The organism is Castellaniella hirudinis, from assembly GCF_042651965.1.
GTDB lineage: Bacteria > Pseudomonadota > Gammaproteobacteria > Burkholderiales > Burkholderiaceae_B > Castellaniella > Castellaniella hirudinis.
Window position 1 is genome coordinate 301,687 of the sequence record NZ_JBHSDY010000010.1, and the last position, 26,319, is coordinate 328,005.

23 protein-coding genes are annotated in these 26,319 nt (G+C 66.9%); 17 read left to right on the top strand and 6 right to left on the bottom strand.

What is annotated here, in order from left to right; all coding sequences use genetic code 11:
• The first annotated feature begins 77 nt into the window (after positions 1-77).
• From hfq to rpoD, 10 genes are all read left to right on the top strand, one after another.
• Positions 78-314: an RNA chaperone Hfq gene (gene hfq, locus ACFO0J_RS15090; RefSeq protein ID WP_043681925.1), complete on the top strand. Its 237-nt coding sequence runs from the start codon at positions 78-80 to the stop codon at positions 312-314.
• Between the two features lie 78 nt (positions 315-392).
• The gene (gene hflX, locus ACFO0J_RS15095) at positions 393-1,499 is read left to right on the top strand and encodes a GTPase HflX (protein WP_376813909.1); all 1,107 of its coding nucleotides are present in this window, start codon (positions 393-395) and stop codon (positions 1,497-1,499) included.
• Positions 1,468-2,784 (top strand): FtsH protease activity modulator HflK, encoded by a 1,317-nt coding sequence (gene hflK / locus ACFO0J_RS15100; protein WP_376813910.1) that lies wholly within the window; start codon positions 1,468-1,470, stop codon positions 2,782-2,784. The genes hflX and hflK overlap by 32 nt, the downstream gene beginning before the upstream one ends.
• Before the next feature lie 15 nt (positions 2,785-2,799).
• The gene (gene hflC, locus ACFO0J_RS15105) at positions 2,800-3,687 is read left to right on the top strand and encodes a protease modulator HflC (protein ID WP_376813911.1); all 888 of its coding nucleotides are present in this window, start codon (positions 2,800-2,802) and stop codon (positions 3,685-3,687) included.
• A gap of 20 nt (positions 3,688-3,707) precedes the next feature.
• The gene (locus tag ACFO0J_RS15110) at positions 3,708-4,877 is read left to right on the top strand and encodes an ATP phosphoribosyltransferase regulatory subunit (RefSeq protein WP_376814171.1); all 1,170 of its coding nucleotides are present in this window, start codon (positions 3,708-3,710) and stop codon (positions 4,875-4,877) included.
• Between the two features lie 84 nt (positions 4,878-4,961).
• Entirely contained in the window at positions 4,962-6,257 is a 1,296-nt protein-coding gene (locus ACFO0J_RS15115) for an adenylosuccinate synthase (protein WP_376813912.1), read from the top strand.
• A 76-nt stretch (positions 6,258-6,333) separates the two neighbouring features.
• Positions 6,334-6,894, top strand: a complete 561-nt coding sequence (locus ACFO0J_RS15120) for a phosphoribosyltransferase (protein WP_376813913.1) — start codon at positions 6,334-6,336, stop codon at positions 6,892-6,894.
• A 139-nt stretch (positions 6,895-7,033) separates the two neighbouring features.
• Complete coding sequence (gene rpsU / locus ACFO0J_RS15125) at positions 7,034-7,246, top strand: 30S ribosomal protein S21 (protein WP_298015764.1); 213 nt, start codon at positions 7,034-7,036, stop codon at positions 7,244-7,246.
• Positions 7,247-9,223, top strand: coding sequence for a DNA primase (dnaG, locus tag ACFO0J_RS15130; protein WP_376813914.1), 1,977 nt, complete (start codon positions 7,247-7,249; stop codon positions 9,221-9,223).
• A 133-nt stretch (positions 9,224-9,356) separates the two neighbouring features.
• A complete protein-coding gene (gene rpoD / locus ACFO0J_RS15135; RefSeq protein WP_376813915.1) occupies positions 9,357-11,579 on the top strand; it encodes an RNA polymerase sigma factor RpoD in 2,223 nt (740 codons plus the stop codon).
• A 50-nt stretch (positions 11,580-11,629) separates the two neighbouring features.
• On the opposite strand, the gene ACFO0J_RS15140 is transcribed toward rpoD, so the two are convergent.
• On the bottom strand, positions 11,630-13,459 hold the full coding sequence (locus ACFO0J_RS15140) for a sigma-54-dependent Fis family transcriptional regulator (RefSeq protein ID WP_376813916.1): 1,830 nt from the start codon (positions 13,457-13,459) through the stop codon (positions 11,630-11,632).
• A gap of 282 nt (positions 13,460-13,741) precedes the next feature.
• Here ACFO0J_RS15140 and exaC point away from each other — a divergent pair, with 282 nt between their 5' ends.
• Positions 13,742-15,268: an acetaldehyde dehydrogenase ExaC gene (exaC, locus tag ACFO0J_RS15145; protein ID WP_376813917.1), complete on the top strand. Its 1,527-nt coding sequence runs from the start codon at positions 13,742-13,744 to the stop codon at positions 15,266-15,268.
• Between the two features lie 85 nt (positions 15,269-15,353).
• Here the strand turns inward: exaC and ACFO0J_RS15150 are convergent, their stop codons facing one another.
• Together ACFO0J_RS15150 and ACFO0J_RS15155 are read right to left on the bottom strand one after the other, a co-directional pair.
• The gene (locus ACFO0J_RS15150; RefSeq protein ID WP_376813918.1) at positions 15,354-16,715 is read right to left on the bottom strand and encodes a dicarboxylate/amino acid:cation symporter; all 1,362 of its coding nucleotides are present in this window, start codon (positions 16,713-16,715) and stop codon (positions 15,354-15,356) included.
• Positions 16,716-16,776: 61 nt separating this feature from the next.
• Positions 16,777-17,082: a hypothetical protein gene (locus ACFO0J_RS15155; RefSeq protein WP_376813919.1), complete on the bottom strand. Its 306-nt coding sequence runs from the start codon at positions 17,080-17,082 to the stop codon at positions 16,777-16,779.
• Between ACFO0J_RS15155 and ACFO0J_RS15160 the strand changes: the two genes are divergently transcribed.
• Together ACFO0J_RS15160 and ACFO0J_RS15165 are read left to right on the top strand one after the other, a co-directional pair.
• Positions 17,081-18,865: a sensor histidine kinase gene (locus ACFO0J_RS15160; RefSeq protein ID WP_376813920.1), complete on the top strand. Its 1,785-nt coding sequence runs from the start codon at positions 17,081-17,083 to the stop codon at positions 18,863-18,865. The genes ACFO0J_RS15155 and ACFO0J_RS15160 overlap by 2 nt on opposite strands.
• Complete coding sequence (locus ACFO0J_RS15165) at positions 18,862-20,250, top strand: sigma-54-dependent transcriptional regulator (protein WP_376813921.1); 1,389 nt, start codon at positions 18,862-18,864, stop codon at positions 20,248-20,250. The genes ACFO0J_RS15160 and ACFO0J_RS15165 overlap by 4 nt, the downstream gene beginning before the upstream one ends.
• Here the strand turns inward: ACFO0J_RS15165 and ACFO0J_RS15170 are convergent.
• Positions 20,196-21,149, bottom strand: coding sequence for a helix-turn-helix domain-containing protein (locus ACFO0J_RS15170; protein ID WP_376813922.1), 954 nt, complete (start codon positions 21,147-21,149; stop codon positions 20,196-20,198). The genes ACFO0J_RS15165 and ACFO0J_RS15170 overlap by 55 nt on opposite strands.
• A 162-nt stretch (positions 21,150-21,311) precedes the next feature.
• Here ACFO0J_RS15170 and pobA point away from each other — a divergent pair, with 162 nt between their 5' ends.
• Entirely contained in the window at positions 21,312-22,490 is a 1,179-nt protein-coding gene (pobA, locus tag ACFO0J_RS15175) for a 4-hydroxybenzoate 3-monooxygenase (RefSeq protein WP_376814172.1), read from the top strand.
• Here the strand turns inward: pobA and ACFO0J_RS15180 are convergent.
• On the bottom strand, positions 22,472-23,419 hold the full coding sequence (locus ACFO0J_RS15180; RefSeq protein ID WP_376813923.1) for a helix-turn-helix domain-containing protein: 948 nt from the start codon (positions 23,417-23,419) through the stop codon (positions 22,472-22,474). The two genes, pobA and ACFO0J_RS15180, sit on opposite strands and share 19 nt — an antisense overlap.
• A gap of 153 nt (positions 23,420-23,572) precedes the next feature.
• Between ACFO0J_RS15180 and ACFO0J_RS15185 the strand changes: the two genes are divergently transcribed.
• The gene (locus tag ACFO0J_RS15185; RefSeq protein WP_376813924.1) at positions 23,573-23,932 is read left to right on the top strand and encodes a protocatechuate 4,5-dioxygenase subunit alpha; all 360 of its coding nucleotides are present in this window, start codon (positions 23,573-23,575) and stop codon (positions 23,930-23,932) included.
• 2 nt (positions 23,933-23,934) lie between these two features.
• Positions 23,935-24,786: a class III extradiol dioxygenase family protein gene (locus ACFO0J_RS15190; protein ID WP_376813925.1), complete on the top strand. Its 852-nt coding sequence runs from the start codon at positions 23,935-23,937 to the stop codon at positions 24,784-24,786.
• Here ACFO0J_RS15190 and ACFO0J_RS15195 read toward each other — a convergent pair.
• A complete protein-coding gene (locus tag ACFO0J_RS15195; protein WP_376813926.1) occupies positions 24,783-25,502 on the bottom strand; it encodes an alpha/beta fold hydrolase in 720 nt (239 codons plus the stop codon). The genes ACFO0J_RS15190 and ACFO0J_RS15195 overlap by 4 nt on opposite strands.
• A 223-nt stretch (positions 25,503-25,725) precedes the next feature.
• On the opposite strand from ACFO0J_RS15195, the gene ACFO0J_RS15200 reads away from it, so the two are divergent.
• On the top strand, positions 25,726-26,217 hold the full coding sequence (locus ACFO0J_RS15200; RefSeq protein ID WP_376813927.1) for a MarR family winged helix-turn-helix transcriptional regulator: 492 nt from the start codon (positions 25,726-25,728) through the stop codon (positions 26,215-26,217).
• The last annotated feature ends 102 nt before the right edge of the window (positions 26,218-26,319 follow it).

A 26,319-nucleotide genomic window follows, 5' to 3' on the forward strand; every position in this document is an offset into this window, starting at 1 on the left:
TGCCGCTGCGATGCAACAATATTGAAACGCATTAAAATAGACCCTCCACCATAACTTCAATAACCGGAGCCTCGTCCATGAGCAACAAAGGGCAAATTCTCCAAGACCCATTCCTGAACGCCTTGCGCAAGGACCACGTGCCTGTTTCGATCTACCTGGTCAACGGGATCAAGCTGCAAGGCCAGGTCGAGTCATTCGACCAATACGTCGTGTTGCTGCGCAACACGGTCACCCAGATGGTGTACAAGCACGCCATCTCCACCGTCGTGCCGGCCCGTCCCGTTTCCTTCCAGGTGGACGACTCTGCCGAATAAGCCGACGCTGACTGCTTTTTCGCCCGCCGCGCGCTCCGCTCCGGCGGGCATTCGTTTTGTGATGGGCTGCGCATACACATGAAGTCCCTTGTCATCAGCGTCGACCTGGGCGACCTGGACTACGCCGCCCATGCCGAAGAGTTCCTCATGCTGGCCAGTGGGGCAGGGGCCGACATCGTCGAAGTCCTGACCGCCAAGCGCAGCCGGCCGGATGCTGCGGGTTTCATCGGCTCGGGCAAGATCGAAGAAGCCGCTGCTCTGGTCAAGGCCACCGGCGCCGAGGTTGTGCTGTTCGATCAGGCGCTCACCCCCGCCCAGCAGCGCAATCTGGAACGCCACTTCGAGGTGCGCGTCGTTGACCGGGTGGCGCTGATCCTGGACATTTTTGCCCTGCGTGCCAAAAGCCACGAAGGCAAGCTCCAGGTCGAACTGGCCCAGTTGCAGCACCTGTCCACCCGGCTGACCCGGATGTGGACCCACCTGGAACGTCAGCGCGGCGGTATCGGCGTGCGCGGTCCCGGTGAATCGCAGCTGGAAACCGACCGGCGCCTGATCGGCGTGCGCGTGCGCGCCCTGAAGGAACGCCTGGATCGCGTCCAGCGCCAGCGCCTGACCCAGCGCCGCGCCCGGGTGCGCGGCAAGACCTTGTCGGTCTCCCTGGTCGGCTATACCAACGCGGGCAAGTCCACGCTGTTCAACGCGCTGACCCGCGCCGACGCCTACGCCGCCGACCAGTTGTTCGCCACGCTGGACACCACGACACGCCGCGTCTGGATCGAAGGCGCCGGTCAGATCGTCGTGTCCGACACCGTGGGTTTCATCCGCTCTCTGCCGCCGATGCTGATTGCGGCATTCCGGGCGACGCTGGAGGAAACCATTCATGCCGATCTGCTGCTGCACGTGATCGATGCGGCCAGCCCGCAGCGCGACGAGCAGGCGGCGGCGGTCAATCAGGTGCTGCGCGATATCGAGGCCCACGAAATTCCGCAGATTCTGGTCTACAACAAAATCGACACGGCGGGATATGAACCCCGGGTCGAGCGAAATGAACATGGTACGATTGCGCGAGTCTTCGTCAGTGCGCTGCAACGCAGCGGGCTGGACGGTTTGCGGCAGTCGATCGTTGAATTTGGTGGGGAGCCTACGGGAAACAATGCGTTTGATGAAACTGTTCAACCTGAATGATCCAGGCTGGGGACGGGGCAACCAGAACCAGAATAACGACGACCCGCGCGGCAAACCCGATCAATCCTCCGGCCCGCCCGATCTGGACGAAGTCTGGCGCGACTTCAGCAAGCGCCTGGGCGGCCTGTTCGGCCGCCGGGGCGGCGGACGCGGTCCCCGGCAACCGTCGGGCGGCCTGCCGTCGCTGCCCGGCCCGTCGCCCCGCTTCGTGCTGCTGCTGGTCGTGGTCGCGGCGCTGTTGTGGCTGGGCAGCGGCTTCATGATCGTCCAGGAAGGCCAGGTGGCCGTGGTCACCCGCTTCGGGCAGTACGTGAAGACGCTCAATCCGGGTCTGCAATGGCGCCTGCCGTATCCCATCGAAGCCGCCCAGCCGGTCAACATCGCCCAGTTGCGGACCTTCGAAGTCGGCTTCCGCGGTTCGTCGCGCAACAAGGTGCTGCCTGAATCGCTGATGCTGACCACCGACGAGAACATCGTCGACGTGCAGTTCGTGGTGCAGTACCGGCTGCTGCCCGACGGCGCGCCGGCCTATCTGTTCAACACCAGCCAGCCTGACGAATCCGTGCGTCAGGCGGCCGAGACCGCCATGCGCGAGATCGTCGGCCGCAAGCCCATGGACTTCGTCCTGTATTCGGGCCGTACCGAGGTCGCCTCCGAGGTGCAGGCTTTGGCGCAGTCCATCCTGGACCGCTACAAGACCGGCATCCAGATTTCCACCGTGGCCATCCAGAACGTGCAGCCGCCCGAACAGGTCCAGGCCGCGTTCGACGACGCCGTCAAGGCCGGCCAGGACCGCGAGCGCCAGGTCAACGAAGGCAATGCCTACGCCAGCAAGGTCGTCCCCGAATCCGAAGGCCAGGCGGCACGCATGATCCAGGACTCCGAGGGCTACAGCGCCCAGGTCATCGGCAAGGCGCAGGGCGACACCTCGCGCTTTGACAGCATCGCTGCCGAATACACCAAGGCGCCCGGCGTCACGCGTGAACGCCTGTATCTGGAAACCATGCAGGACATTCTCAGCGACAGCGCCAAGGTCATGATCGACGCTTCGGTCGGCAACAACATGCTCTACCTGCCGCTGGACAAGATCATGGGCCAGGCCGCGCATTCGGCGGGCGGCGCTGCGTCATCCAGTCCGCGCGACACCGGCTCGTCCGGCGGATCGACGCCGGCCGCGGCCGGCGCCGCGCAGGCGGCCCAGGGACAGTCCGGGTCCGGCCGCGCCGCGCCGCGCGGCGTGCCGTCCGGCCTGGACAGCCTGATGACCAGCCCGTACTCGAACTAGGACTAGGAGCCCAAGATGCAACGCTTTTTCCCCGCCCTGGTCGGTCTGATCGTGCTCATCGCGGTGCTGTCCTCGTGCATGTTCATCGTGCGCGAACGTGATTCCGCGCTTCTGTTCGCCCTGGGCGAAGTCCGTGAAACCATCACCAAACCGGGCTTGTACTTCAAGTTCCCGCCGCCTTTCGAAAACGTCGTCTATCTGGACAAGCGCCTGCAGACCATCGAAACGCGCGATCCGGAACGCATCCAGACCGCCGAAAAGAAGAACCTGCTGATCGACTCCTTCGTCAAGTGGCGCATCGCCGATCCGCGCCAGTATTACGTCACCTTTGGCGCCAACAGCAACGCGGCGGTCGAGCGCCTCCAGGCGCAGATCCGCGACGCCCTGAACGCCGCCGTCAACGTGCGCACCGTGAAGCAGGTGGTGGCCACCGACCGTGACACCATCATGAAGGAAATCCAGAGCGCCGTGGCGCGCCGCGCCCAGCCGCTGGGCGTGGACGTGGTCGACGTGCGCCTGCGGCGCATCGACTTCGCGCCGGAAATTTCCGAATCCGTCTACCGGCGCATGGAAGCCGAGCGCAAGCAGGAAGCCAACCGCCTGCGCGCCAGCGGCGCCGCCGACAGCGAACGCATCCGCGCCGAGGCCGACCGCAAGCGCCAGGAAATCCTGGCCAAGGCCTATGCCGAATCCCAGGCCAAGCGCGGCGAGGGCGACGCCACGGCGGCCGCCATCTATGCCAAGTCCTACGGCCAGGATCCCGAGTTCTACAGCTTCTACAAGAGCCTCGACGCGTACCGTTCGGCCTTCGCCGACCAGAACGGCACCCTGGTCCTGAGCCCGGATTCGGACTTCTTCCGATTCTGGGATCGCGCCCGGGGCGACAAGCCCGCCGCCCGCTGAGCGAGGATCGACAGATCATGATGTCAAGCTGGCTGCTGCCGGAAAACCTGTCGGACGTGCTGCCCGCCGAGGCGCGCCGCATCGAGGAATTACGCCGCGAACTGCTGGACCTGTATCGGACCTACGGCTTCGAGCTCGTCGCGCCGCCGCTGGTGGAATACCTCGATTCCCTGATGCCGGCCAACGACGAGGCCCTGCGTCTGCGCACTTGCAAGCTGGTGGACCAGCTTTCGGGCCTGACCATGGGCGTGCGGGCCGACATCACCATCCAGGTTTCGCGCATCGACGCCCATCTGCTCAATCGTGAAGGCGTCACCCGGCTGTGCTATTGCGGGCCGGTGGTGCATGCGCGGGCGGCCGGCCTGATGTCGGACCGGGAACTGCTGCAGATCGGCGCGGAAATCTTCGGCCATGCGGGCGTGCAGGCGGATATCGAATCGATCCGCCTGGCGCTGGAGTCCGTGCGCCGGGCCGGTGTGCGCCAGCCGCGCCTGGATTTGAATCATCCCGGGGTGGGGCGGGCGCTGGTGGATGCCGATCCGGCCCTGGCCGAGGTCGCCGACGCGGTTTTCGAGCTGCTCAGCGCCAAGGATGCGCCCGGCCTGCAGGTGCTGTGCGCCGAGGTCGGCGCGCGCGCCGACACCCTGGACGCGCTGCGTGCGCTGACCGCCTTGTACGGTGATCAGTCGGTGCTGGACCGGGCCCGCGAATGCCTGCCCGATCTGCCGGCTGTGCTGGCTGCGCTGGACGATCTGCGCACCTTGTGTTCGGCATTGCCGGACGCGCCGATCGCGCTGGATCTGGCCGACATGGGCGGGGGCTACGGCTACCACTCCGGCGTGATGTTCGCCATCTACGCGGCGGGCTGGCACGACGCGCTGGTGCGCGGCGGCCGCTACGACGGCATCGGCCGCAAATTCGGCCGCGCGCGGCCGGCCACCGGTTTCAGCCTGGATCTGCGCAAACTGTCCGCCGGCCTGCCCGACGCGCAGCCCATCCAGGCCATCCGCGCGCCCTGGTCGGACGATCCCGGCCTGGCGGCGGCCGTCCGCGACCTGCGGGCCCAGGGCCGTGTCGTGATCCAGGCGCTGCCGGGTGAACCCCAGTGTCCGGATGAATTTTTCGTGGATCAGGAATTGACCGCCACCGGCGATGGCTGGGCGTTGCGCCCCCTGGACAGCGCCGCCTGAGGGCGGGGTTCGTCGAATCCCGTCACCAATGGTATAAACTAACCCGTTTCCCATGGCGGCATTCCGCCGCCTTTCGAAAGACTTATGAGCAAGAACATCGTCGTGATCGGCACCCAGTGGGGTGACGAAGGCAAGGGCAAGATCGTCGACTGGCTGGCTGAATCGGCCCAGGGCGTCGTGCGCTTTCAGGGCGGCCACAATGCCGGCCATACTCTGTGGATCAACGGCCGCAAGACCATCCTGCGCCTGATCCCGTCGGGCATCATGCACCCGCACGTCACCTGCTACATCGGCAACGGCGTGGTGCTCTCGCCCGAGGCCCTGCTGGCTGAAATCGGCGAACTCGAAGCCGCCGGCCTGGACGTGCGCTCGCGCCTGCAGATTTCCGCCGCCTGCCCGCTGATCCTGCCCTACCACGTGGCGCTGGACCAGGCCCGCGAAGCCCGCAAGGGCGAAGGCAAGATCGGCACCACGGGTCGCGGCATCGGTCCGGCGTACGAGGACAAGGTCGCGCGCCGCGCCCTGCGCGTCCAGGATCTGTACGACCCGGCCGTGTTCGACGAAAAACTCGCCGAAGTCCTCGATTACCACAACTTCGTGCTGACCCAGTACCTGGGCGCCAAGCCGGTGGACGCCGCCCAGGTGCACGACATCGTCATGAATCTGGCGCCGCAGCTCGAACCCATGGTGGCCGACGTCTCCAGCAATCTGCACATTGCGCGCCGCGCCGGGCACAGCCTGCTGTTTGAAGGCGCCCAGGGCACGCTGCTGGACATCGACCACGGCACCTATCCCTTCGTCACCAGCAGCAACTGCGTGGCGGGCGCCGCGGCCGCCGGCTCGGGCGTCGGCCCCCAGGCGCTGGACTACGTGCTGGGCATCGCCAAGGCCTACACCACACGCGTCGGTTCGGGCCCGTTCCCGACCGAACTGCTGGACGACACCGGCCTGCGCCTGGCCACGGTGGGCAAGGAATTCGGCTCGGTCACCGGGCGTCCGCGCCGCTGCGGCTGGTTCGACGGCGCGGCCATGAAGCGCTCGGTCATGATCAACGGCCTGACCGGCCTGTGCATCACCAAGCTGGACGTGCTCGACGGCGTCGAGCAGCTCAAGATCGGCGTGGGCTACCGCTACAAGGGCAAGTTCCTGGACGTGCTGCCCTACGGCGCCCATGCGGCCGCCGAGGCCGAGCCGGTGCTGGAAGAAATGGCCGGCTGGTCGGAATCCACGGTGGGCATCACCGAATACGACAAGCTGCCGGTCAACGCGCGCCGCTACCTGGAGCGCATCGCCGAAGTCTGCGACGTGCCGATCGACATGGTCTCGACCGGCCCCGACCGGCTGGAAACCATTGTCCTGCGCAACCCCTTCCAGGGTTGATGCGTCAAGAGAAAACCAAACCGCAAGCCCGCTTGCGGTTTTTTCATTTGCCTCACTACACGAACGGGAAACACCGATGAGCATGCCACCGAGCACTGAACGCGACCTCTGGGTCAGCTGGGAACAGTATCACGGCCTGATCGAACGCCTGGGCCTGCTGGTCCATGAATCGGGCTGGGCCTTCGACAAGATCCTCTGTCTGGCGCGCGGCGGCGTGCGGGTGGGCGACGTGCTGTCGCGCATCTTCGATCTGCCGCTGGGCATTCTGGCGACCAGCAGCTACCGCGAAGCGGCGGGTACGGTCCAGGGCCAGCTCGACATCGCCCAGTTCATCACCATCACGCGCGGCACGCTGGACGGCCGGGTGCTGCTGGTGGACGATATGGTCGATACCGGCCTGACCTTCACCCGTGTGCGCGACCACCTGATCCAGCAGTTCCCGGGCATCACCGAACTGCGCACGGCGGTCCTCTGGCAGAAGGGCCACGCCAAGGTGCAGCCCGACTATTTCGTCGAACATCTGCCCACCAACCCCTGGATCCATCAGCCCTTCGAAGACTACGACAGCCTGCGTCCGCACCAGCTCGAAGCCTGGATCCGCAAGGGCGTGCGCACCGCGTATCCGGATTCGAAGTAATCCCTTAAAGCATGGCTATGACGGAGGATTCATGATAGAATCTTTCGTCTAACCAGAAATTTTCCTTTAACTTCACCATGCGCGCATCGGATAGCCTGCTTATCCGCCGCCATGACCCTACAGGCTTTCAAGGATTTACATGCCGATTGTCCGCCTCAAAGAAAACGAGCCCTTCGAGGCCGCCCTGCGGCGCTTCAAGCGCACCATCGAAAAGACCGGTCTCCTGACCGAGCTGCGTTCGCGCGAGTTTTACGAAAAGCCCACGGCCGAGCGCAAGCGCAAGCTCGCTGCTGCCGTCAAGCGCCACTACAAGCGCATCCGCAGCCAACAACTGCCGCCGCGACTCTATTGATTGATTCCTGAATCCTTCATTCAGGAACTGCTTGCGCGCGTCGATATCGTCGACGTCGTCGGCCGGTACGTCAAGCTGCGCAAAGGGGGCGCAAACCTATTGGGTTTGTGCCCTTTTCACAATGAAAAGTCGCCGTCGTTCACCGTCAGCCCGACCAAGCAGTTCTATCATTGCTTCGGCTGCGGCGCGCACGGCACCGCGCTGCGCTTCCTGACCGAACACACCGGGGCTCCGTTCCCCGAGGCCGTACGCAGCCTTGCGGCCAGCGTCGGCATGCCGGTGCCCGAAGAAACCCGCAGCCCCCGCCAGCGCGCCGCCGACCGCGAGCGCCGCGAAGAAGGCTCGCGCCAGCACCGCATCCTGGACCAGGCCCAGGCGCACTATCGTGCCGCCCTGAAGCAGGCGCCGGAAGCCATCGAATACCTGAAGCGCCGGGGCCTGAGCGGCGAGATCGCCGCCCGTTACGGCCTGGGCTGGGCCGGCCGCGACCGGCGTGGGCTGGCGACGGTGTTTTCGCACTACGAGGATCCTGCGCTGCTGGAATCCGGCCTGGTGATCGAGTCCGAGGACGGGCGGCGCCACGACCGCTTTCGCGGCCGGGTCATGTTCCCGATCCACAACCAGCGCGGCCAGTTGATCGGCTTTGGCGGCCGCTTGATCGAAGCGGGCGAGCCCAAATACCTGAATTCCCCCGAGACCAGCCTGTTTTCCAAGGGCCACGAGCTCTACGGCCTGCACGAGGCGCGCGCCGGCATCCGCGCCGAGAACTGCGTGCTGGTGGTCGAAGGGTATATGGACGTGGTGGCTCTGGCCCAGTACGGCTTGAACAACGCCGTGGCGACGCTGGGCACGTCCACTACGCCGGAACACCTGCGCAAGCTGCGCCGCGCCAGCGATCGCATCATCTTCAGCTTCGACGGTGACAGCGCCGGGCGCAAGGCCGCCTGGCGCGCCCTGCAAGCTTGCCTGCCCTGGGTGGCCGAAGACATTTCCATGCGCTTTCTGTTCCTGCCGGAAAGCCACGACCCGGATTCTTATGTGCGGGCCTACGGCGTGCAGGCCTTGCGCGCCTATCTGGACGAGGCCGCGCCGCTGTCGCGCTTCATGCTCGACGAACTCGGTTCGCGCCACGATCTGGACGAGGCCGAGGGCCGCGCCGCCTGCGTGCACGAGGCCCGGCCGCTATTTGCGCAGATGCCCGAGGGCGGGTTCCGGCTGCAGCTGGAGCGCGAATTCGCCCGCCAGGTCCGCCTGACGCCGGAGGAACTGGCGCAGTTGCTGGCCGCTGCAGGCCCGGGATTTGGGGGGGGCGGACCGTCTGCCGGTGCGGTGCGGCCGGCCGGGCAGAGCGGTGCGGCGGGACCCGGCACGCAGGGCGCCGCGCGGTTTCCCCGCCCGGAGAGCGGCCATGCGCCGGAGGCGGAGGGCATGCCGTGGCCGGGCCATGAGGACCCGGGCGCAGGCATGGATCTGGAAATGGCGCCGCCTTGGGCGGATGCCGCATCATCGCAGGCGCCGCGAGGCGCAGGCCGGGCGTCGCGCCGGGGCGGCGGCGGGTCGCGGCAGGTCACGCCCATGGCGCGCCGGCTGTTGCGGCTGCTGCTGGCGCATCCCGCCCTGGTGGCGGGGCTGGGGGACCAGCAGCTTGAATTATTGGCCCACCATCCCCATCTGGGCTTGGTCAGGCAGCTTGTCGGCCTGGCCAGCACCTGCGGCGCCGCGCACGCGGGGGCGCTGTTGCAGGCGGCCGATCCGGAATCGGATCTGGCGCGGGCGATCCAGGATCTGTCCACCGAGCTGATGGCTCAGGACCTGCCCGACCCGCAGGCCGAATGGGACGATGCCTTGCGCGCCATCGAGCGCCAGTCGGTGCAGGAACAGTGCGATCGGCTGATCGCTTCCGGGCTGACGACGGACGACGACCGCCGCCGCTACCAGGAGCTCAGCCGCCGCCTGGCCCGATTGAAGATGTCCTAAGCTGATGAATGCAGTAAACTATATGGTTTTCAATAAGTTGTCTCGCAATACGCTGTCGCGATCAATGCGTTGAGGCTTTAAGCAATACGCTGTCCAGCAATCAGACTTCAAGTCTACGGAACGGAACCCACACATGACCCAAGGAACTGGCAAGGCCCCTGCGGCTGCCAAAAAAACGACTGCCAAGAAAACCAAGGCGGCGGGCGTCGCGCCCGAGGCCGAGGTGAAGTCGGCCAGGGTGGCTGCGGAGCCGGAAGCCGCCGTGGCGAAAAAGGCTGTCCGCAAGTCGACGGTCACCAAGACAGCGGCCGCAAAGACCGCTGCTGAAAAACCCGTGGCCGCCAAGAAGGCCGCCAAGGCCGTGCCTTCGGGGCGCAAGCCCGGCCGTCCGGCCAAGAACGCCGGCGGTGACGGCGGCGACTACGTGGACGACGATGTCGAGGACGGCGAAGTCATCCCCGACCTCAAGCCGCTGCCCAAGCGCGGCGGCAAGCGCGCCAAGGGTGAAAAGGACAGCCCCTCGCGCAGCCAGATGACGCCCGAAGAACAGGAAGCCCGGCGCAACCGCCTGAAGATCCTGATCAAGCTGGGCAAGGATCGCGGCTACCTGACCTACGGCGAAATCAACGACCACCTGCCCGATGACCTGGTGGACGCCGAGGCCATCGACGGCATCATCAGCACGTTCAGCGACATGGGGATCTCGGTCTATGACCAGGCTCCGGACGCCGAAACCCTGCTGATGAGCGACAACGTGCCTTCGGCCGCCAGCGACGACGACGTCGAGGACGAGGCCGAGGCCGCCCTGACCACCGTGGATTCGGATTTCGGCCGCACCACGGATCCGGTGCGCATGTACATGCGCGAAATGGGCACGGTCGAACTGCTGACCCGCGAAGGCGAAATCGAAATCGCCAAGCGCATCGAAGACGGCCTGAAGCACATGGTCATGGCCATTGCGGCCTGCCCGACCACGGTCAACGAAATCCTGGAACACGTGCGCCGCGTGCGTGAAGGTTCCGCCCAGATCGATGAGGTCGTGGACGGCCTGATCGACGAGGAAGGCGAGGACTACGCCGGTTCAGGCGTGGCCTCGGATGAGGACGACGGTCCGGCCGGCGGCATGAGCAGCAAGCAGCTCGAATACCTGCGCGCCAAGGCCCTCAAGATCTTCGACGAGGTCGAGACCTGGTTCGACAAGATGCGCGTGGCCTTTGAATCCGAAGGCTACCGCTCCACCGCCTACATCCAGGCGCGCGAAGCCATCCACGGCCAGTTGATGGGCGTGCGCTTCACCGCCAAGATGGTCGAGCGCCTGGCCGACGCCCTGCGCGTCCAGGTTGCGGAAGTCCGCGCCCAGGAGCGCGCCGCCATGTCGATCTGCGTGACCCGCGCCGGCATGCCGCGCACCCACTTCATCAAGGCCTTCCCGGGCAACGAGACCAATCTCGAGTGGGTGAACGAGGAAATCGCCGCCGGCCACGACTATGCCGAGACCCTGGCGCGCCACGCCCCGGCGATCCAGGAAGTCCAGCAGAAGCTGATCGAACTGCAGCGCAACGTGGTGCTGCCCCTGAAGGACCTGAAGGACGTCAACAAGCGCATGGCCACCGGCGAAGCCAAGGCCCGCAAGGCCAAGCGCGAAATGACCGAGGCCAACCTGCGCCTGGTGATTTCCATCGCCAAGAAATACACCAACCGCGGCCTGCAGTTCCTGGACCTGATCCAGGAGGGCAATATCGGCTTGATGAAGGCCGTGGACAAGTTCGAATACCGGCGCGGCTATAAGTTCTCGACCTACGCCACCTGGTGGATCCGTCAGGCCATCACCCGTTCGATCGCCGATCAGGCGCGCACCATCCGCATCCCGGTGCACATGATCGAAACGATCAACAAGATGAACCGGATCAACCGCCAGATCCTGCAGGAAACCGGCGCCGAGCCCGATCCCGCGACCCTGGCGCAGAAGATGGACATGCCGGAAGACAAGGTCCGCAAGATACTGAAGATCGCCAAGGAACCGATCTCGATGGAAACCCCCATCGGGGACGATGACGATTCCCACCTGGGCGATTTCATCGAGGACACCGGCACGCTCTCGCCGTCGGAGTCGGCCCTGCATGGCTCCATGCAGGATGTCGTCAAGGAAGTCCTGGATTCGCTCACCCCGCGCGAAGCCAAGGTCCTGCGCATGCGCTTCGGCATCGAGATGAGCACCGATCAGACCCTGGAAGAAGTCGGCAAGCAGTTCGACGTGACCCGCGAACGCATCCGCCAGATCGAAGCCAAGGCCTTGCGCAAGCTGCGTCATCCCAGCCGCGCGGACAAGCTGAAGTCCTTCCTCGAAGGGCAGTGATTCCAGCCGTCGGATGACCCTGGGACGGGCCGCCATCAGGCGGCCCGTCTTCATTGCAGCTTGCGATACAGCGTGCTGCGATGGATGCCCAGGCGGCGCGCCGCGCGGCTGACATTGCCCTGGCAGGCGTGCAGGGCCTGTTCGATGGCCTGGCGTTCCAGGGCGCGCAGGTCGGCAGTGTCTGCTGAGCGATGATCTGGCTGAAACGAGGGCGCTGCGTCGGGGATATCGTCGGGCGGTGCAGGGTCCGGAGAGAGATCGCCGGCCGTGACGGATTCAGGCCCCGGATACTGGCAGCGCAGCCGCCGCAACACGCTGAACAGTTCACGGTAGTTGCCCGGCCAGTCATGGCGGGCCAGCGCGGCCAGGGCGTCCCCGGCCAGCGTTCCGCCCAGCGCCCGATAGGCCTCGTCCATGAAGGCCGCCAGATCGGGCCGCTTGCGCAACGGCGGCAGGTGCAGCGGCATGTCTTGCAGCCGGTAGTACAGGTCGGCGCGGAACCGGCCCTGGGCCACCAGCGCCTTCAGGTCCTGGTGGCTGGCGCTGACCAGGCCGAACTCCAGCGGGACGCGCTTGTCCGACCCCAGGGGCTGGACCTCGCGTTCCTGCAGCACCCGCAGCAAGCGGGTCTGCAGCGCCAGCGGCATGTCGCCGATCTCGTCCAGGAACAGCACGCCGCCTTGCGCCTGCCGCAGCAGGCCGCGTGCGCCTTCGCGCCGCGCGCCGGTGAAGGCGCCCGGCTCGTAGCCGAAGAGTTCGGATTCGACCAGGTGCTCGGGCAGGGCGGCGCAATTGATGGCGACGAAGGGGCCGGTGCGCCAGGCGCTGCGCGCATGGATGTGGCGCGACAGGACTTCCTTGCCGGTGCCGGTTTCACCGCACAGCAGCACGGCCAGGCCCGCATCCAGGGCGCGTACGGCCTGATCCAGCAGGGGGCTGCTGACGGCGTCGGGTTCGGGCAGCGGACGGGCCGCCGGGCGTGCGTCCGCCCGGGCGGCCCTGGGGGCCTGCGGGACGGCGAGGGGACGCGCGGGGGCAGGCGGCGGCGCGATCAGGCGGCCGGTCAGCGGCCGGCCGTCATGGCGGTGCAGCGCGGTGTCCCGGGCGTGCAGCGGGCCGTCGATCCATTGCGCGCAGGGCGTGCCGATGAGCCGTCCCCAATCCGCGTCCAGCGCCCGCAGCGCGGCCTCGTTGGCGCCGGCGATGCGGGCGTCGTCATCCAGGAGCAGGAGTGCGCGGCCGTCGTCCTCCGGCCCCTGGCCGAGGCGGAAGTCCAGGCGGCGCAGCGGGCTGGCGCCCAGTATCTGGTCGGCGATGCCGCGCGCCATGCGCTGCACCAGCGCCAACACATAGTCGTGCATATCATCGGCGGGACCGGACAGGTCGAGGATGCCGAGGATGTCCCCCGTGGCCGAGAAAATGGGGGCGGCATGGCAACTGAGGATGCTGTTGCAGGCCAGAAAATGTTCCGCGCCGTGGATGCGCACGGCGCGGCCGTCATGCAGGGCGGTGCCGATGGCATTGGTGCCGCGCGCGGGTTCGGCCCAACTGACGCCGGGCTGCAGCGCCACGCGGCGCGCCTTGTCCTGGAAGCTGTGGCTGCCGCGTTCGTGCAGGATCAGACCGCTGGCGTCGGCCAGCAGCACGACGCTGTGCGCCGAATCCGCCAGCGCGCCCAGGGCGCTGAGGCTGGGCTCGGCCAGGCGCATCAGGTGCTGATGCGCCTCGCGGCGCAGATCCAGATCGGCGCGGGGCAGGGGATTGGGATCGGCCAGCAGGGCGGGGTCCAGCTCGGCGCAGCGCGCCCAGGATTGGTGGACGCGCGTCGCCGCCTGGGGGCGGGCGCCCGGCGCCAGATGGATCGTGGGCGGTGTCTGCATGGAGTCCTCCGTCCGAGGGTGTCGCAAACCTGTCGCGGTTCGCGGCAAAGACTGTCGCCGAATGCGGCGTGAAGTGTCGCAAAATGCGACAAGCCCATGTTTTAAAAGCCGTTTCGTGCCAGTATGCCACCGCCGTCCGGCCTTTGAAAGCCTCGCTTTCCCCCTGCATCCGCCCCCAGTTGGCATGCTCCTTGCTTGGATGAAAGAGAGCCCGCCGCGTGCCGCGGCGTCGCGCCCGGGTCCCGCCCGATCGGGGTCCGGCTCATCGACCAGGAGATAGACATGGACATGACCGACCTGAAGCACTTTGGCATCGATATCGGCTTTCCCTACAAAAAACACTACGAAAACTACATCGGCGGGCGCTGGGTGGCGCCGGTCTCGGGGCAGTATTTCGACAATCTGTCGCCGATCACCGGACAGGTGTTTTGTGAAGTCCCGCGTTCGGATGCGGCCGACGTCGATGCCGCGCTGGACGCCGCCCATGCGGCGCGCCAGGCCTGGGGGGAGACCTCGGCGGCGGAACGCGCCGGCGTGCTGCTGCGCATCGCCGACCGCATGGAGCAGAACCTGCGCCTGCTGGCGGTGGCCGAGACCATCGACAACGGCAAACCGCTGCGCGAGACCATGGCGGCCGACCTGCCGCTGGCCATCGACCACCTGCGCTATTTCGCCGGCTGCATTCGCGCCCAGGAAGGCGGGATCTCCGAAATCGACAAGACCACGGTGGCCTACCATTTCCACGAGCCCATGGGCGTGGTGGGGCAGATCATCCCCTGGAATTTTCCGCTGCTGATGGCCGCCTGGAAGCTCGGTCCGGCCCTGGCGGCGGGCAACTGCGTGGTGCTCAAGCCCGCCGAGCAGACCCCGGCCTCGATCCTGGTGCTGATGGAACTGGTCGGCGACTTGCTGCCTCCGGGCGTGCTGAACATCGTCAACGGCTTTGGCAAGGAAGCCGGTGTGGCGCTGTCTACCAGCAAGCGCATCGCCAAGATCGCCTTTACCGGTTCCACGCCGACCGGCAAGCAGATCCTGCATGCGGCCGCCGACAACCTGATCCCCAGCACGGTCGAACTGGGCGGCAAGAGCCCCAATATCTTCTTCGCCAACGTCATGGACCAGGACGATGCCTACTTCGACAAGGCGCTGGAAGGCCTGAGCATGTTCGCCCTGAACCAGGGCGAGGTCTGCACCTGCCCCTCACGCATTTTGATCCAGGAATCGATCTACGAACGCTTCATCGAACGCGCCATCAAGCGGGTCGAATCCATGAAGACCGGCCATCCCCTGGATGCCAGCACCATGGTGGGCGCGCAGGTGTCCAAGGCGCAGATGGACAAGATCCTGGGCTACATCGACATTGGCCGCGACGAAGGCGCCCGCTGCCTGACGGGCGGGGCGCGCAATGCCCCCGGCGCAGGCCTGGACGAAGGCTTTTACGTCAAGCCCACGCTGCTGTTCGGCGAAAATGACATGCGCGTCTTCCAGGAGGAAATCTTCGGCCCGGTGGCTTCGGTCATGACCTTCAAGGACGAAGACGAGGCCATCGCCATCGCCAACGACACCTACTACGGCCTGGGCGCCGGGGTGTGGACGCGCGACGGCGCGCAAGCCTACCGCGCCGGACGCCGGATCCAGGCCGGCCGGGTCTGGACCAACTGCTATCACCTGTACCCGGCGCACGCCGCCTTCGGCGGCTACAAGCAGTCCGGCATCGGCCGCGAAAACCACAAGATGGCGCTGAACGCCTACCAGCAGACCAAGTGCCTGCTGGTCAGCTACAGCCCGGATGCGCTGGGGTTCTTCTGACGTTCGAGCAGATCGGGACGCCATGCAAAACGCCGGCCCGGGGCCGGCGTTTTGCCGCCTGCGCCCGCCTGGGCGGGCAGGCGGATCAGGCGGCCTGGGCCTGGCCTTCGGACCCGGCGGGGACGATCGGCTGGGCGTGGGCGTCGGTGGTCAGCGGCGCCGCGCCCGAGGACAGGGCTGCGTCCAGGCGGCGCTTGTCCAGTTCGCCTTCCCAGCGGGCCACCACCACGGTGGCGGTGGCGTTGCCCACCAGATTGGTCAGGGCGCGGCATTCGGACATGAAGCGATCCACGCCCAGGATCAGGGCCATGCCGGCCACCGGCACCGAGGGGATGACCGACAGCGTGGCCGCCAGCGTGATGAAGCCGGCGCCGGTGACGCCGGCCGCGCCCTTGGAACTGAGCATGGCCACCAGCAACAGCAGGATCTGGTCGCCCAGGCTCAGGGGAATGTCGCAGGCCTGGGCGATGAACAGCGCCGCCATGGTCATGTAGATGTTGGTGCCGTCCAGATTGAAGGAATAGCCCGTGGGAATCACCAGGCCCACGACCGATTTTGAGCAGCCGGCGCCTTCCATCTTCTGCATCAGGGTGGGCAGGGCGGCTTCCGAGGAACTGGTCCCCAGCACCAGCAGCAGTTCCTCGCGGATGTAGCGCACCAGTTTCAGGATCGAGAACCCGTTGTAGCGGGCCACCGCGCCCAGGACGACCAGGACGAACAGCACGGCCGTGACGTAGAACGTACCCACCAGCATCGCCAGGTTCAGCACCGAGCCGATGCCGTACTTGCCGATGGTGAAGGCCATGGCGCCGAAGGCTCCGACCGGGGCGGCCTTCATCAGGATCTCCACGATCTTGAAGACCGGGCCGGCCAGGGCGGTGATCAGGTCCAGCACGGGCTTGGCGCGCTCGCCGATGATGGCCAGGGCGATGCCGAACAGCACGGCGATGAACAGGACCTGGAGGATGTCGCCGCTGACGAAGGGGCTGAACATCGTGGCCGGGATGATGTTCATCAGGAAGCCGCTGATGGTGGAGTCGTGCGCTTTGGCCACGTAGGTGGCCACCGCGCCCTGGTCCAGGGACGCCGGATCGATGTGCATGCCGGCGCCGGGCTGTACGAGGTGGCTGACGATCATGCCGATGACCAGGGCCAGCGTCGAGAAGGTCAGGAAGTACAGCATGGCCTTGCCCGTGACGCGACCGACCTTCTTCAAGTCGCTCATGGCGGCGATGCCGCTGGCGACGGTCAGGAAGATCACCGGGGCGATGATCATCTTGACGAGCTTGATGAAGCCGTCGCCCAGCGGCTTCATGGACTCGCCCAGTTGGGGGGCGTAGTGTCCGAGCAGGATGCCGACGGCGATCGCGAACAGCACCTGGACGTAGAGGATCCGGTAGAACGGGAGTTTGCGCGCGGGAGCGGCGGGGGACGGGATGTCGAGCATGACTGTGTCTCCAGACAAGGCCGGGCGGGACGCGTCTGTTTCGTCGGCGCCGGCATTTTTTTCAAAGGAAGGCGGCGCCTGTGTCCAGGCCCGTCTGAAGAAAGCAAAGCAAACCTCGTGCCAGTTTTCGCCGGTTTTCAGATGATTTCTTATCTGCTTGATTGGAAAAGTGTTTTCTTGTTCTTGGGGCGTGCTCAGGCACGGCTTGAGTGTCCGGCTTGGCGGATTTCCGCACATTCATGAGGTAGAATGTCTGGAAATCCGCCACGTTGAATATGCCGTTCCAGAGTCCATCCGCCGATCCGCGCGTCTTGACGCGCCGCTGCTCTGCCTGGGCGGTGCGCTGGCTGTTGTCGATCGCGGGCATGGCCCTGCTGGCGGGCGCGCTCTGGGGCGCCGGCGCCTGGGCGCGGGACCGCGCCCTGCGGGATCTGGAGGCGCAGGCTCGCGTGTCGGCGCAACTGAGCCTGACCGCGCTGGGCCACAAGCTCGACAAGTTCCGCGCCATTCCGCTCGTGCTGGCGCAGGACACGGCGCTGGAAGCCGTGCTGGAATCCCCCTCGCCGGGCGCGCTGGAGGACCTGAACCGCCGGCTGGAGACGCTGGGCCGGGAACTGGGCCCTTCCGTCCTCTACGTGCTGGACGCGTCCGGCTGGACGGTCTCGTCGAGCAACTGGCGCGAGCCGGACTCCTTTGTGGGACACGATTACCGTTTCCGGCCGTATTTCAGGGACGCCATGGACGCCCGGAACGCAGCCCATTTCGCGCTCGGGGTGGTGAGCCACGAGGCGGGCCTGTACCTGTCGCGGCGGATCGACGGAACGCGGGGCCCGCTGGGCGTGGTCGTGCTCAAGATCGGCTTCCGGGACCTGGAATCCGCCTGGGCCCGCAGCGGCATGCCGCAATTCGTCACCGACGACCGCCAGGTGGTGCTGCTGGGCTATCCGCAGGACTGGCATTACCGGGTGGCGCGGCCGATGTCGCCGGCCGAGGCCGTCCAGGTCCGGGCCAGTCTGCAGTTCGGCGCGGCGCCCCTGGACCCGCTGCCTCTGGACCCGATGCCGGTGAGCGGGGTTGCCTCCCCGGCGCCCCTGCTGCGCCTGACCCGCGCGGCGGCCGGCCTGGAAAAGGGCGCGCGCGTCCTGCACATCGAGCAGCCGGTGGCGCGCATGAGCGGCTGGCACCTGCATCTGCTCAAGCCCGTGTCGGTCGATCTGGCCCAGGCCGCGCTGACCGCCCAGGCGCTGACCCTGCTGGCGCTGGCCGCTCTGGGCATGGCCGGGTGGTGGGCCGCGCAGCGCCGGCGCCGGGCCCGGGCGCTGCTGGCCGCTCGGGATGCGCTCGAGGCCGAAGTCCGTGTGCGCACCGGCGAGCTGCGGCACGCCAACGAACGGCTGTGCGCCGAGATGGACGAACACCGCCGGACCGAGGCGCGCCTGCACGAGATGCAGGACGAATTGGTCCAGGCCAACAAGCTGTCGTTGCTGGGGCAGGTGGCCGCAGGGGTGGCGCACGAAATCAATCAGCCGGTCGGGGCGATCCGGACCTATGCCGACAATGCCGGCGAATTCCTGCGGCGCGGCCAGGCCGACCGTGCGCGCGAGAACCTGTCGACGATCGCCCGCCTGACCGAGCGGATCGGCGGCATCACGCAGGAATTGCGGGCTTTTTCGCGCAAGCGGGCGGCGAGCGTCGGCGCCGTCGAACTCGACGCGGCCCTGGATGGGGCGCTGATGCTGGCCGGGCCGCGCCTGGACCGGCAGGGCGTGCGCCTGGAGGACGGGCGCGCCGGGCGGCCGTCGCCCCGGGTGCGGGCGGATGCCATGCGCCTGGAGCAGGTCTTCGTCAACCTGCTGCACAACGCGCTGGAGGCGCTCGCGGACACCGCGCGGCCCCGCATCCGCCTGAGCGTCGAACGCGACGGTGAGCGGGTCCGGGTGCGGATCGAGGACAACGGGCCGGGTGTCGATCCGGCGGCGCGCGAGCGCCTGTTCACGCCCTTTTTCACCACCCGGGCGCAGGGTGTGGGACTGGGCCTGGTGATCTCGCGCGACATCCTGGCCGAGTTCGGCGGGACGCTCGAGGCCCTGGACGTCCCGGCGGGCGCGGCGTTCGAGGTGGTGCTGGAACCGATGGAGGAGACGGAATGAGTCCGATGGAAGTGCTGTTCGTGGACGACGACGAGGACGTGCGGGACGCCAACGCGCAGGCGCTCGATCTCCAGGGCGTGTCCGTGCGGGCCTGCGCGAGCGCGCAAGAGGCGCTGGACATCCTGACGGACACCTTCTCGGGCGTGCTGGTCACGGACGTGCGCATGGCCGAGATGGACGGCCTGACGCTGTTCCGCCACGTGCGGCGCCTGGACCCCGAGATCCCCGTGATCCTCATCACCGGCCACGGGGACATCGAGATGGCGGTGGGCGCCATGCGCGAGGGCGCCTACGATTTCCTGTCCAAGCCCTATGCGCCCGAGCGGCTGCTGGCCGCCATCCGCCATGGCACCGCGCAGCGGCGGCTGGTCCTGGAAAACCGCCGGTTGCGGGCGCAGGCCGCGGGTCCCGGGGATGCCGCCGAATCGCTGCTGATCGGCAGTGCGCCCGCCATCGTGCGGATCCGCGAACTGCTGCGGCACGTGGCCGACGCGGATGTGGACGTGCTGGTGCGCGGCGAGACGGGCAGCGGCAAGGAAGTCGTGGCCCAGGTCCTGCACCGGCTCAGCCGCCGGCGCGATGCGCCCTTCGTCGCCATCAATTGCGGCGCGCTGCCCGAGACGGTCATCGAGAGCGAATTGTTCGGCCACGAGGCGGGCGCTTTCACCGGCGCACAGAAGCGCCGCGTGGGCCGCATCGAGCACGCCGACGGCGGCACCCTGTTCCTCGACGAGATCGAAAGCATGTCGCCGGCGATGCAGGTGCGGCTGCTGCGAGTGCTGGAAACGCGGCAAGTCGCGCCGCTGGGCACCAACGAGCTGCGGGCCGTGGACCTGCGGGTGATCGCGGCCACCAAGGCTGACCTGGGCGATCCGGCCATGCGCGCGCGGTTTCGCGAGGACCTGTATTACCGGCTCAATGTCGTGACGGTGAATATTCCGCCGTTGCGCGAGCGCCGCGAGGACGTCCCGGTGCTGTTCGCCCATTTCGCGGGCCTGGCCGCCCGCCGCTTCGGCTGCCCGGTGCCACCGGCGGATCCCGCGCTGTGGCGCCATCTGATGGGCCACGACTGGCCCGGCAATGTGCGCGAACTGGCGCATTTCGCGGATCGCTGCGTGCTGGGCGTGCAGCAGGCGCCGGCCGGGGATCCGCCCGCGCGGGCGGCGGACGCCGGCAGCCTGCCTGAGCGTGTGGATCGCTACGAGGCCGACCTGATCCGCGAAGCCCTGGCCGCGCATGGGGGCGATATCCGGGGCACGCTTGAAACCCTGGGGCTGCCGCGCAAGACGTTCTACGACAAGCTGCGCCGCTACGGCATCGACCGGCAGGTCTATGCGCGCGGCGATGCCGGGGCCGAGACGCCCGTGGAGGATGCCGGGATCTGATCCCGGCCCGCCGCGCGCCGCCCCTGGTCCCAGGCCCGCTGGCGAAAGGCGCGCGGCGACTCTCCTGCCGTCTTGCGGAAGAAACGCGTGAAATGCGCGGGTTCGGAGAATCCCAGGGCGTCCGAGATTTCACCGATGGTCATGGAGGTATAGACCAGGCTGCGTCCGGCTTCCAGCGCCAGCCGCTCGTGGATCAGTTGCAGCGGGGATTTGCCCGCGTGGGCGCGGGTGATCACGTTCAGGTGGGCGGCCGTCATGCCCATCCGGTCCGCGTACCAGGCCACGTCGTGGTGCGCGGCGTAGCTGGCTTCCAGCAGTTCTCCGAAGCGGCCGTGGTGCTCCAGGCCCCGGGCGCGGGGCGGGCCATCCGGTGCCGTGGCGGCGCGGCGGCTGCGCAGCCGCGCGTAGATCAGCGTCAGCCAGGCCTCGATGCGTGCGTCGCGAAAATCGTCGCGGGACAGATACTGGGCGTTCAGGTGCGCGAAGGCATCGCGCAGGCCCGTGCCCGCACCGCGCCCGAGCGTATGGATGAGGGGCTGGGCGGGCAGGACGGCGCGCGGTCCCAGCAACTGGACCAGGCGCGCCAGCAGGGGATAGGCGATCGTCACGACGTGTCCGGCGCAGTCCTCGTCGAACTCGAATCCGTGCACGAAGGCCTGTGGCACCTCGACGATCGCCGGGCCCGCGACGGCGTGCCGCGCCTCGTCCAGGCAGACGACGGCCCGTCCCCGATGCAGGTAGAGGATCTGGTAGAGGCCCGAATGGCGGTGGGGTCGGATATGCCAATTGTGCAATCGGCTGCGCGAGGCGATGGTCTCGCAGTGCACCCGCTCCGCCCGGGACCATTCTTCCTGGCCGCCATAGAGCTTGAAGATCGGCGCATGATCGAAATATGTCATATGGGCAAGTTTAATCCTCAAAAATCCATTCAAAAAGCGCACCGGGCGGCGCATGATTCAGACCATGCCCGGGTCCCGGGAAAGACCGGCATCGGATGCAGGCCATCGCTTCGGCGTCCGTCCGGCCGCCATGACCAAGAACAGAGGAGATCTCCCATGAACATCAAGACGCGCGTCGCCATCATCGGCGCCGGTCCCTCGGGGCTGCTGCTGGGCCAATTGCTGCATCGCTGCGGCATCGACAATGTGATCCTGGAGCGCCACACGCCCGACTACGTGCTGGGCCGCATCCGCGCCGGCGTGCTGGAGTATGGCTTCGTCGACCTGATGCGCGAGGCCGGCGTGTCCGAACGCATGGACCGCGAGGGCCTGGTGCACGACGGCTTCACCCTGGCTTTCCAGGGGCGGCGCCAGCATATCGACATGAAGACGCTGACCGGCAAGTCGGTGCTGGTCTACGGACAGACCGAAGTCACGCGTGACCTGATGGATGCGCGCCAGGCCAGCGGCGCGCCCATCTACTATGAAGCCGAGGATGTGCAACTGCACGATTTCCTGGACGGCAAGCCGCGCGTCACCTTCACCCACCAGGGGCAGAAAAAGACGCTGGACTGTGATTACATCGCCGGTTGCGACGGCTTTCACGGGGTGTCGCGCAAGTCGGCGCCCAAGGACAAGCTCAAGGAATTCGAGCGCGTGTATCCCTTTGGCTGGCTGGGCCTGATGGCCGACACGCCGCCGGTGGAAGATGAACTGATCTACGTCCACAACCCGCGCGGCTTCGCGCTGTGCAGCATGCGTTCGCACACGCGCAGCCGCTACTACGTCCAGTGCAGCCTGGCCGAGCACGTCGAGGACTGGTCCGACGACCGTTTCTGGACGGAACTGGCGGCCCGCTTGCCCGAAGACGTCGCCGGCAAGCTGGTCACCGGTCCTTCCATCGAAAAGAGCATCGCGCCGCTGCGCAGTTTCGTGGCCGAGCCGATGAAGTTCGGCAATCTGTTCCTGGTGGGCGATGCCGCGCACATCGTGCCGCCTACCGGCGCCAAGGGCCTGAACCTGGCCTCCAGCGACGTGTACACGCTGTACCACGCGCTGCGCGGCGCCTGCCTGGAAGGCCGCCCCGAGCTGCTGGACCGTTATTCGGAAATCGCCCTGCGCCGCGTCTGGAAGGCCGAGCGTTTTTCCTGGTGGATGAGCATGCTGCTGCACACCTTCGACGACGACGCCTTCAGCCAGCGCATCCAGCGGGCCGAGCAGGACTACTACACCAGCACCCATGCCGGCCTGACCACGATTGCCGAAAACTACGTCGGCCTGCCCTACGAGCCGGTGGTCTGATCCGCCGGGGCGTGTTCGCCGGGCGCCAGCGCCCGGCGGCGGAAGTCCTTGGGCGACACGCCCGCCAGGCGTTTGAAGAAGCGCGTGAAATAGCCGGGGTCGGCGAATCCCAGCGAATCGGCGATGGCGCCGATGGTGCGCGTCGTGTAGATCAGTTCGCGGCGGGCTTCCAGCAGCAGCCGCTCGTGGACCAGTTCCAGCGCCGACTTGCCCGCCAGGGCCTGGGCGATGGCGTTCAGATGGGCGGGCGTCACACCGATGCGCTGCGCGTACCAGGCCACCTGGTGCTGGCGGGTGTGATGTGCCTCGATCATCCGGGCGTAGCGCGCCAGATGCTGGCTGCCGGGATCGGTCTCGGGGGCGGATGTGCCGGCCGGATAACCCTGGCGGTGGATCCAGACCAGGATGCCCGCCAGCAGCGACTCCAGCAGCGGACCGCGTTGCGGGCTGTGCAGGCTGCGGTATTCGCGGTCCAGTGCGTGGAAGCTCAGGGCCGCATGCCGGCCGGGCTCGTCCGCGTCCAGCGTCAGCACGACGGGGTCGGTGGCGGCGCTCAGGGCCAGCCCGAAGCGTGCGCACAAGCCGTGCAGCAGCGCATAGGTCAGCGTCAGGATGTAGCCGCCCGAACCCGGGCGGAAGATGAATTCGTGGACCACCCGCTGCGGCACCAGCACCAGTTGCCCGGGTTCCAGCGCGCGCGCCTGACCGTCCAGCAGCACCGTGACCCCGCCCGACTCCAGGAACAGGACCTGGAACAGGTCCGTGTGCTTGTGGGCCGTCACATGCCAATTGTGCAATTTTTCCTGTGCTGCGATGGTTTCGCAGTAGAGCGGGTCCGAGGCCGTCCAGACATTGCCGTAGCCATACAGTTTATAGATGGGGATGGCGGTATGGTCGCGGGCCGGCGGCGCCGGGGTCAGAGGCTCCATGACGTGCTCTTTGGGGTGGGGGACGATATCTGCGAAATGTACATTTTTAAAGAATAAAAGTCCATTCTCCGGCAGGGCGCCCGGGCCCATCATGAGTCTGTCCGTGCACGCCGCGACTTCGGCGCGGCGGCTTCGATCTCAAGGAGACTTCTCATGACAACAGCCACCCGCAAGTGCCGGCGGTCCATCCCCGGCACCGCGATCTTCGACGGCGACCTGGCCCGCATCGGCTACGCCCTGAATCGCATGTGTTTCAGCTTCAATGCCGCCGAATGCCGCGAGGCCTTTCAGCGCGACGAAGAAGCCTACATGACGCGCTACCGCCTGACGGACGCGCAGAAAGACGCCGTGCGCAGCCGCCAGGTCCTGCAGATGATCGCCGCCGGGGGACACCCCTATTACCTGGCCAAGCTGGCCGGGATCTTCGGCCTGGACATGCAGGACATCGGCGCCCAGCAGACCGGCGTCACCAAAGAGGCCTTCCAGGCCAAACTCGTTGCGGCAGGAGCTTGAACATGGCACACATCATCGGCAGCATCAGCACGTCCCACGTGCCGGCCATCGGCGGCGCGCTGGCCCGTCAGAAGCAGCAGGACCCGTACTGGAAGCCCTTCTTCGACGCCTACGGCAAGGCGCGCGAATGGCTGGGACGCGAGCGCCCGGACGTGGTGGTCATCCTGCACAACGACCATGGCCTGAATTTCTTCCTCGACAAGATGCCGACCTTTGCGGTGGGTGCGGCGGACGTCTACAAAAACGCCGACGAAGGCTGGGGCATTCCGCCGCTGGCCGAGGCGCGCGGCTGCGTGGACCTGTCCTGGCAGATCGTCGAGACCTTGATCGAGGACGAGTTCGACATCACCACCTGCCAGGAGGCGCTGGTCGACCATTCCGTGTCGCTGCCCTTGGCGCTGCTCTGGCCGGAAGGCAAGGACGCGGGGGCATGGCCGGTGGAAATCGTGCCGGTCTGCATCAACACCGTGCTGGCGCCGTACCCTTCAGCCTCGCGCTGCTACCGGCTGGGACAGTCGCTGCGCCGCGCCATCGAATCCTGGGACGATGACCGGCGCGTGCTCATCATCGCCAGCGGCGGCCTGTCGCACCAACTGGACGGCGAACGAGCCGGCTTCATCAACAAGCCCTTCGACCTGCAATTCATGGACAGCCTGGTGGCCGATCCGACCTGGATCACCCAGTATTCCAACGAAGAACTGGTCGAACTGACCGGCACCCAAGGCATCGAACTGCTGATGTGGGTGGCGGCGCGCGGCGTGCTGGACGAGACGCCGGTCAAACAGCACCACGCGCACTACCACGTGCCGATCTCCAATACGGCGACGGGTCTGCTGGTCTTAGAGCCCGCTTAAGCCGCCAACTCCCGCCGCGCCAGCCAGCCCGTGATCGCGGACAGGCAGGCCGCGGGCGCCTCGAACGGCGCCATGTGGCCGGCGCCTTGGACGGCCTCCAGGGCTGCGTCGGGCACCCGGGCCGTCATGTCCGCATGACGGTCGAGCGGGCTCCAGCGGTCCTCGGTGCCGCTCATGAACAGGACAGGGCAGGCGATCCGGCCCAGCAGGTCCGTCGCGTCGGGCCGGCCGATCAGGGCCTGGATCTGGCCGGCGAAGGAATCCGGCGTCGAGCGCAGCACCATGGCGCGCATCCGGGCCATCAGCGCGTCGTCGTCCCGGGTCAGGTCCGCGATCATGCCGTCCAGCCAGTCCTCGAGGATGGCTTCCACGCCGCCGGCCCGCGCCGCGTTCACCAGGGCCTGGCGTTTTTCGGTTTCGCCTTCGCCCAATCCCCGGTAGCCCGTGTTCATCAGCACCAGGGCCTGGCAGCGTTCCGGCGCCTGACGCGCCATCTCCAGTGCGACGCGCCCGCCCATCGAATGTCCCACGACGATCAGCGGCCCGGTCGTGCGCGCCAGCACGCTGCGTGCCGCATCGGGCAGGGAGTCGATGCTGCTCAGGTTCGCGCACAGGACGTGGCCCAGGCGCGACAGCGGGCCGATGAAATCGGCCCAGGTATCCGCGTCGCACAGCAGGCCGTGCAGCAGGACGAAGGTGGGGCGTTCGTGATTCATGGAGTCTCCTGAAACGGGGGCGGCGGGGCAGGGCAGGCGCCGGGCTGTACGGGCCGGTTCGCGCGTCGGGCGCGGTCTGAACGATAATCGAAACCTTCAAGGGATGCACTGAACCGGATCGGACGCCGAGCACGGGTCGGGTGCGTTTCCCGGGGCGCAGGGGCGGCGCCCGTCCGTGTCCTTTTCCGGCCGCATGCCCGGCGGTTTCCGGCGAGATGTCCGCATGTCCGATCCGATCCTGCGAGAATCCCTTTATACCCAGCCCGGCCACTTGCTGCGCCGCGCGCAGCAGATTTCCGCCTCGATCTTCCACGACGAGATCGGCAGTCAGGTCACGCCCATGCAGTATGCCGTGCTGTGCGTGCTGCTGGACAATCCGGGGGTCGATCAGGTGTCCGTGGCAGGTCTGGCGGCCATCGACACGTCCACGGCGGCCAGCGTGGCGACGCGGCTGGAGGAAAAAGGCCTGCTGTCCCGGCGCGTGGATCCGGCGAACCGCCGCCAGCGGATCCTGACGCTGACCGACCAGGGGCGGGACCTGTTGCAGGCGCTCAACGACGCCATCGGCCGACTGCACCAGCGCATCTTCGAAAAATTCTCGCCCCAGGAAGAAGCCCGGTTCATGGAATTGCTGCAGAAACTGGTGGACGTGAACAATCACCAGAGCCGGGCGCCGCTGACGACTGCGAAAAACCCCATTTCAAATAAGGTCTAAGGGTAAATACCACTAGGCCGGCGCCGTCCGAAAAAATAGGATATGCCTGAATGTTCAGTGTACTGAATGTCAATCTGGACGTATGAATTCATGAATGATGGA

What these genes read in the sequence shown, in the direction of transcription:
- exaC (WP_376813917.1), top strand. Translation starts at nt 13,742, where the DNA reads ATGGACATGACCGACCTGAAGCACTTTGGCATCGATATCGGCTTTCCC.
- ACFO0J_RS15115 (WP_376813912.1), top strand. Translation starts at nt 4,962, where the DNA reads ATGAGCAAGAACATCGTCGTGATCGGCACCCAGTGGGGTGACGAAGGC.
- ACFO0J_RS15180 (WP_376813923.1), bottom strand. Translation starts at nt 23,419, where the DNA reads ATGGAGCCTCTGACCCCGGCGCCGCCGGCCCGCGACCATACCGCCATC.
- rpoD (WP_376813915.1), top strand. Translation starts at nt 9,357, where the DNA reads ATGACCCAAGGAACTGGCAAGGCCCCTGCGGCTGCCAAAAAAACGACT.
- ACFO0J_RS15170 (WP_376813922.1), bottom strand. Translation starts at nt 21,149, where the DNA reads ATGACATATTTCGATCATGCGCCGATCTTCAAGCTCTATGGCGGCCAG.
- ACFO0J_RS15160 (WP_376813920.1), top strand. Translation starts at nt 17,081, where the DNA reads ATGGCCCTGCTGGCGGGCGCGCTCTGGGGCGCCGGCGCCTGGGCGCGG.
- ACFO0J_RS15155 (WP_376813919.1), bottom strand. Translation starts at nt 17,082, where the DNA reads ATGCCCGCGATCGACAACAGCCAGCGCACCGCCCAGGCAGAGCAGCGG.
- hflX (WP_376813909.1), top strand. Translation starts at nt 393, where the DNA reads ATGAAGTCCCTTGTCATCAGCGTCGACCTGGGCGACCTGGACTACGCC.
- ACFO0J_RS15190 (WP_376813925.1), top strand. Translation starts at nt 23,935, where the DNA reads ATGGCACACATCATCGGCAGCATCAGCACGTCCCACGTGCCGGCCATC.
- hflK (WP_376813910.1), top strand. Translation starts at nt 1,468, where the DNA reads ATGCGTTTGATGAAACTGTTCAACCTGAATGATCCAGGCTGGGGACGG.
- ACFO0J_RS15200 (WP_376813927.1), top strand. Translation starts at nt 25,726, where the DNA reads ATGTCCGATCCGATCCTGCGAGAATCCCTTTATACCCAGCCCGGCCAC.
- ACFO0J_RS15120 (WP_376813913.1), top strand. Translation starts at nt 6,334, where the DNA reads ATGAGCATGCCACCGAGCACTGAACGCGACCTCTGGGTCAGCTGGGAA.
- rpsU (WP_298015764.1), top strand. Translation starts at nt 7,034, where the DNA reads ATGCCGATTGTCCGCCTCAAAGAAAACGAGCCCTTCGAGGCCGCCCTG.
- ACFO0J_RS15185 (WP_376813924.1), top strand. Translation starts at nt 23,573, where the DNA reads ATGACAACAGCCACCCGCAAGTGCCGGCGGTCCATCCCCGGCACCGCG.
- hfq (WP_043681925.1), top strand. Translation starts at nt 78, where the DNA reads ATGAGCAACAAAGGGCAAATTCTCCAAGACCCATTCCTGAACGCCTTG.
- hflC (WP_376813911.1), top strand. Translation starts at nt 2,800, where the DNA reads ATGCAACGCTTTTTCCCCGCCCTGGTCGGTCTGATCGTGCTCATCGCG.
- ACFO0J_RS15150 (WP_376813918.1), bottom strand. Translation starts at nt 16,715, where the DNA reads ATGCTCGACATCCCGTCCCCCGCCGCTCCCGCGCGCAAACTCCCGTTC.
- ACFO0J_RS15195 (WP_376813926.1), bottom strand. Translation starts at nt 25,502, where the DNA reads ATGAATCACGAACGCCCCACCTTCGTCCTGCTGCACGGCCTGCTGTGC.
- ACFO0J_RS15165 (WP_376813921.1), top strand. Translation starts at nt 18,862, where the DNA reads ATGAGTCCGATGGAAGTGCTGTTCGTGGACGACGACGAGGACGTGCGG.
- ACFO0J_RS15110 (WP_376814171.1), top strand. Translation starts at nt 3,708, where the DNA reads ATGTCAAGCTGGCTGCTGCCGGAAAACCTGTCGGACGTGCTGCCCGCC.
- ACFO0J_RS15140 (WP_376813916.1), bottom strand. Translation starts at nt 13,459, where the DNA reads ATGCAGACACCGCCCACGATCCATCTGGCGCCGGGCGCCCGCCCCCAG.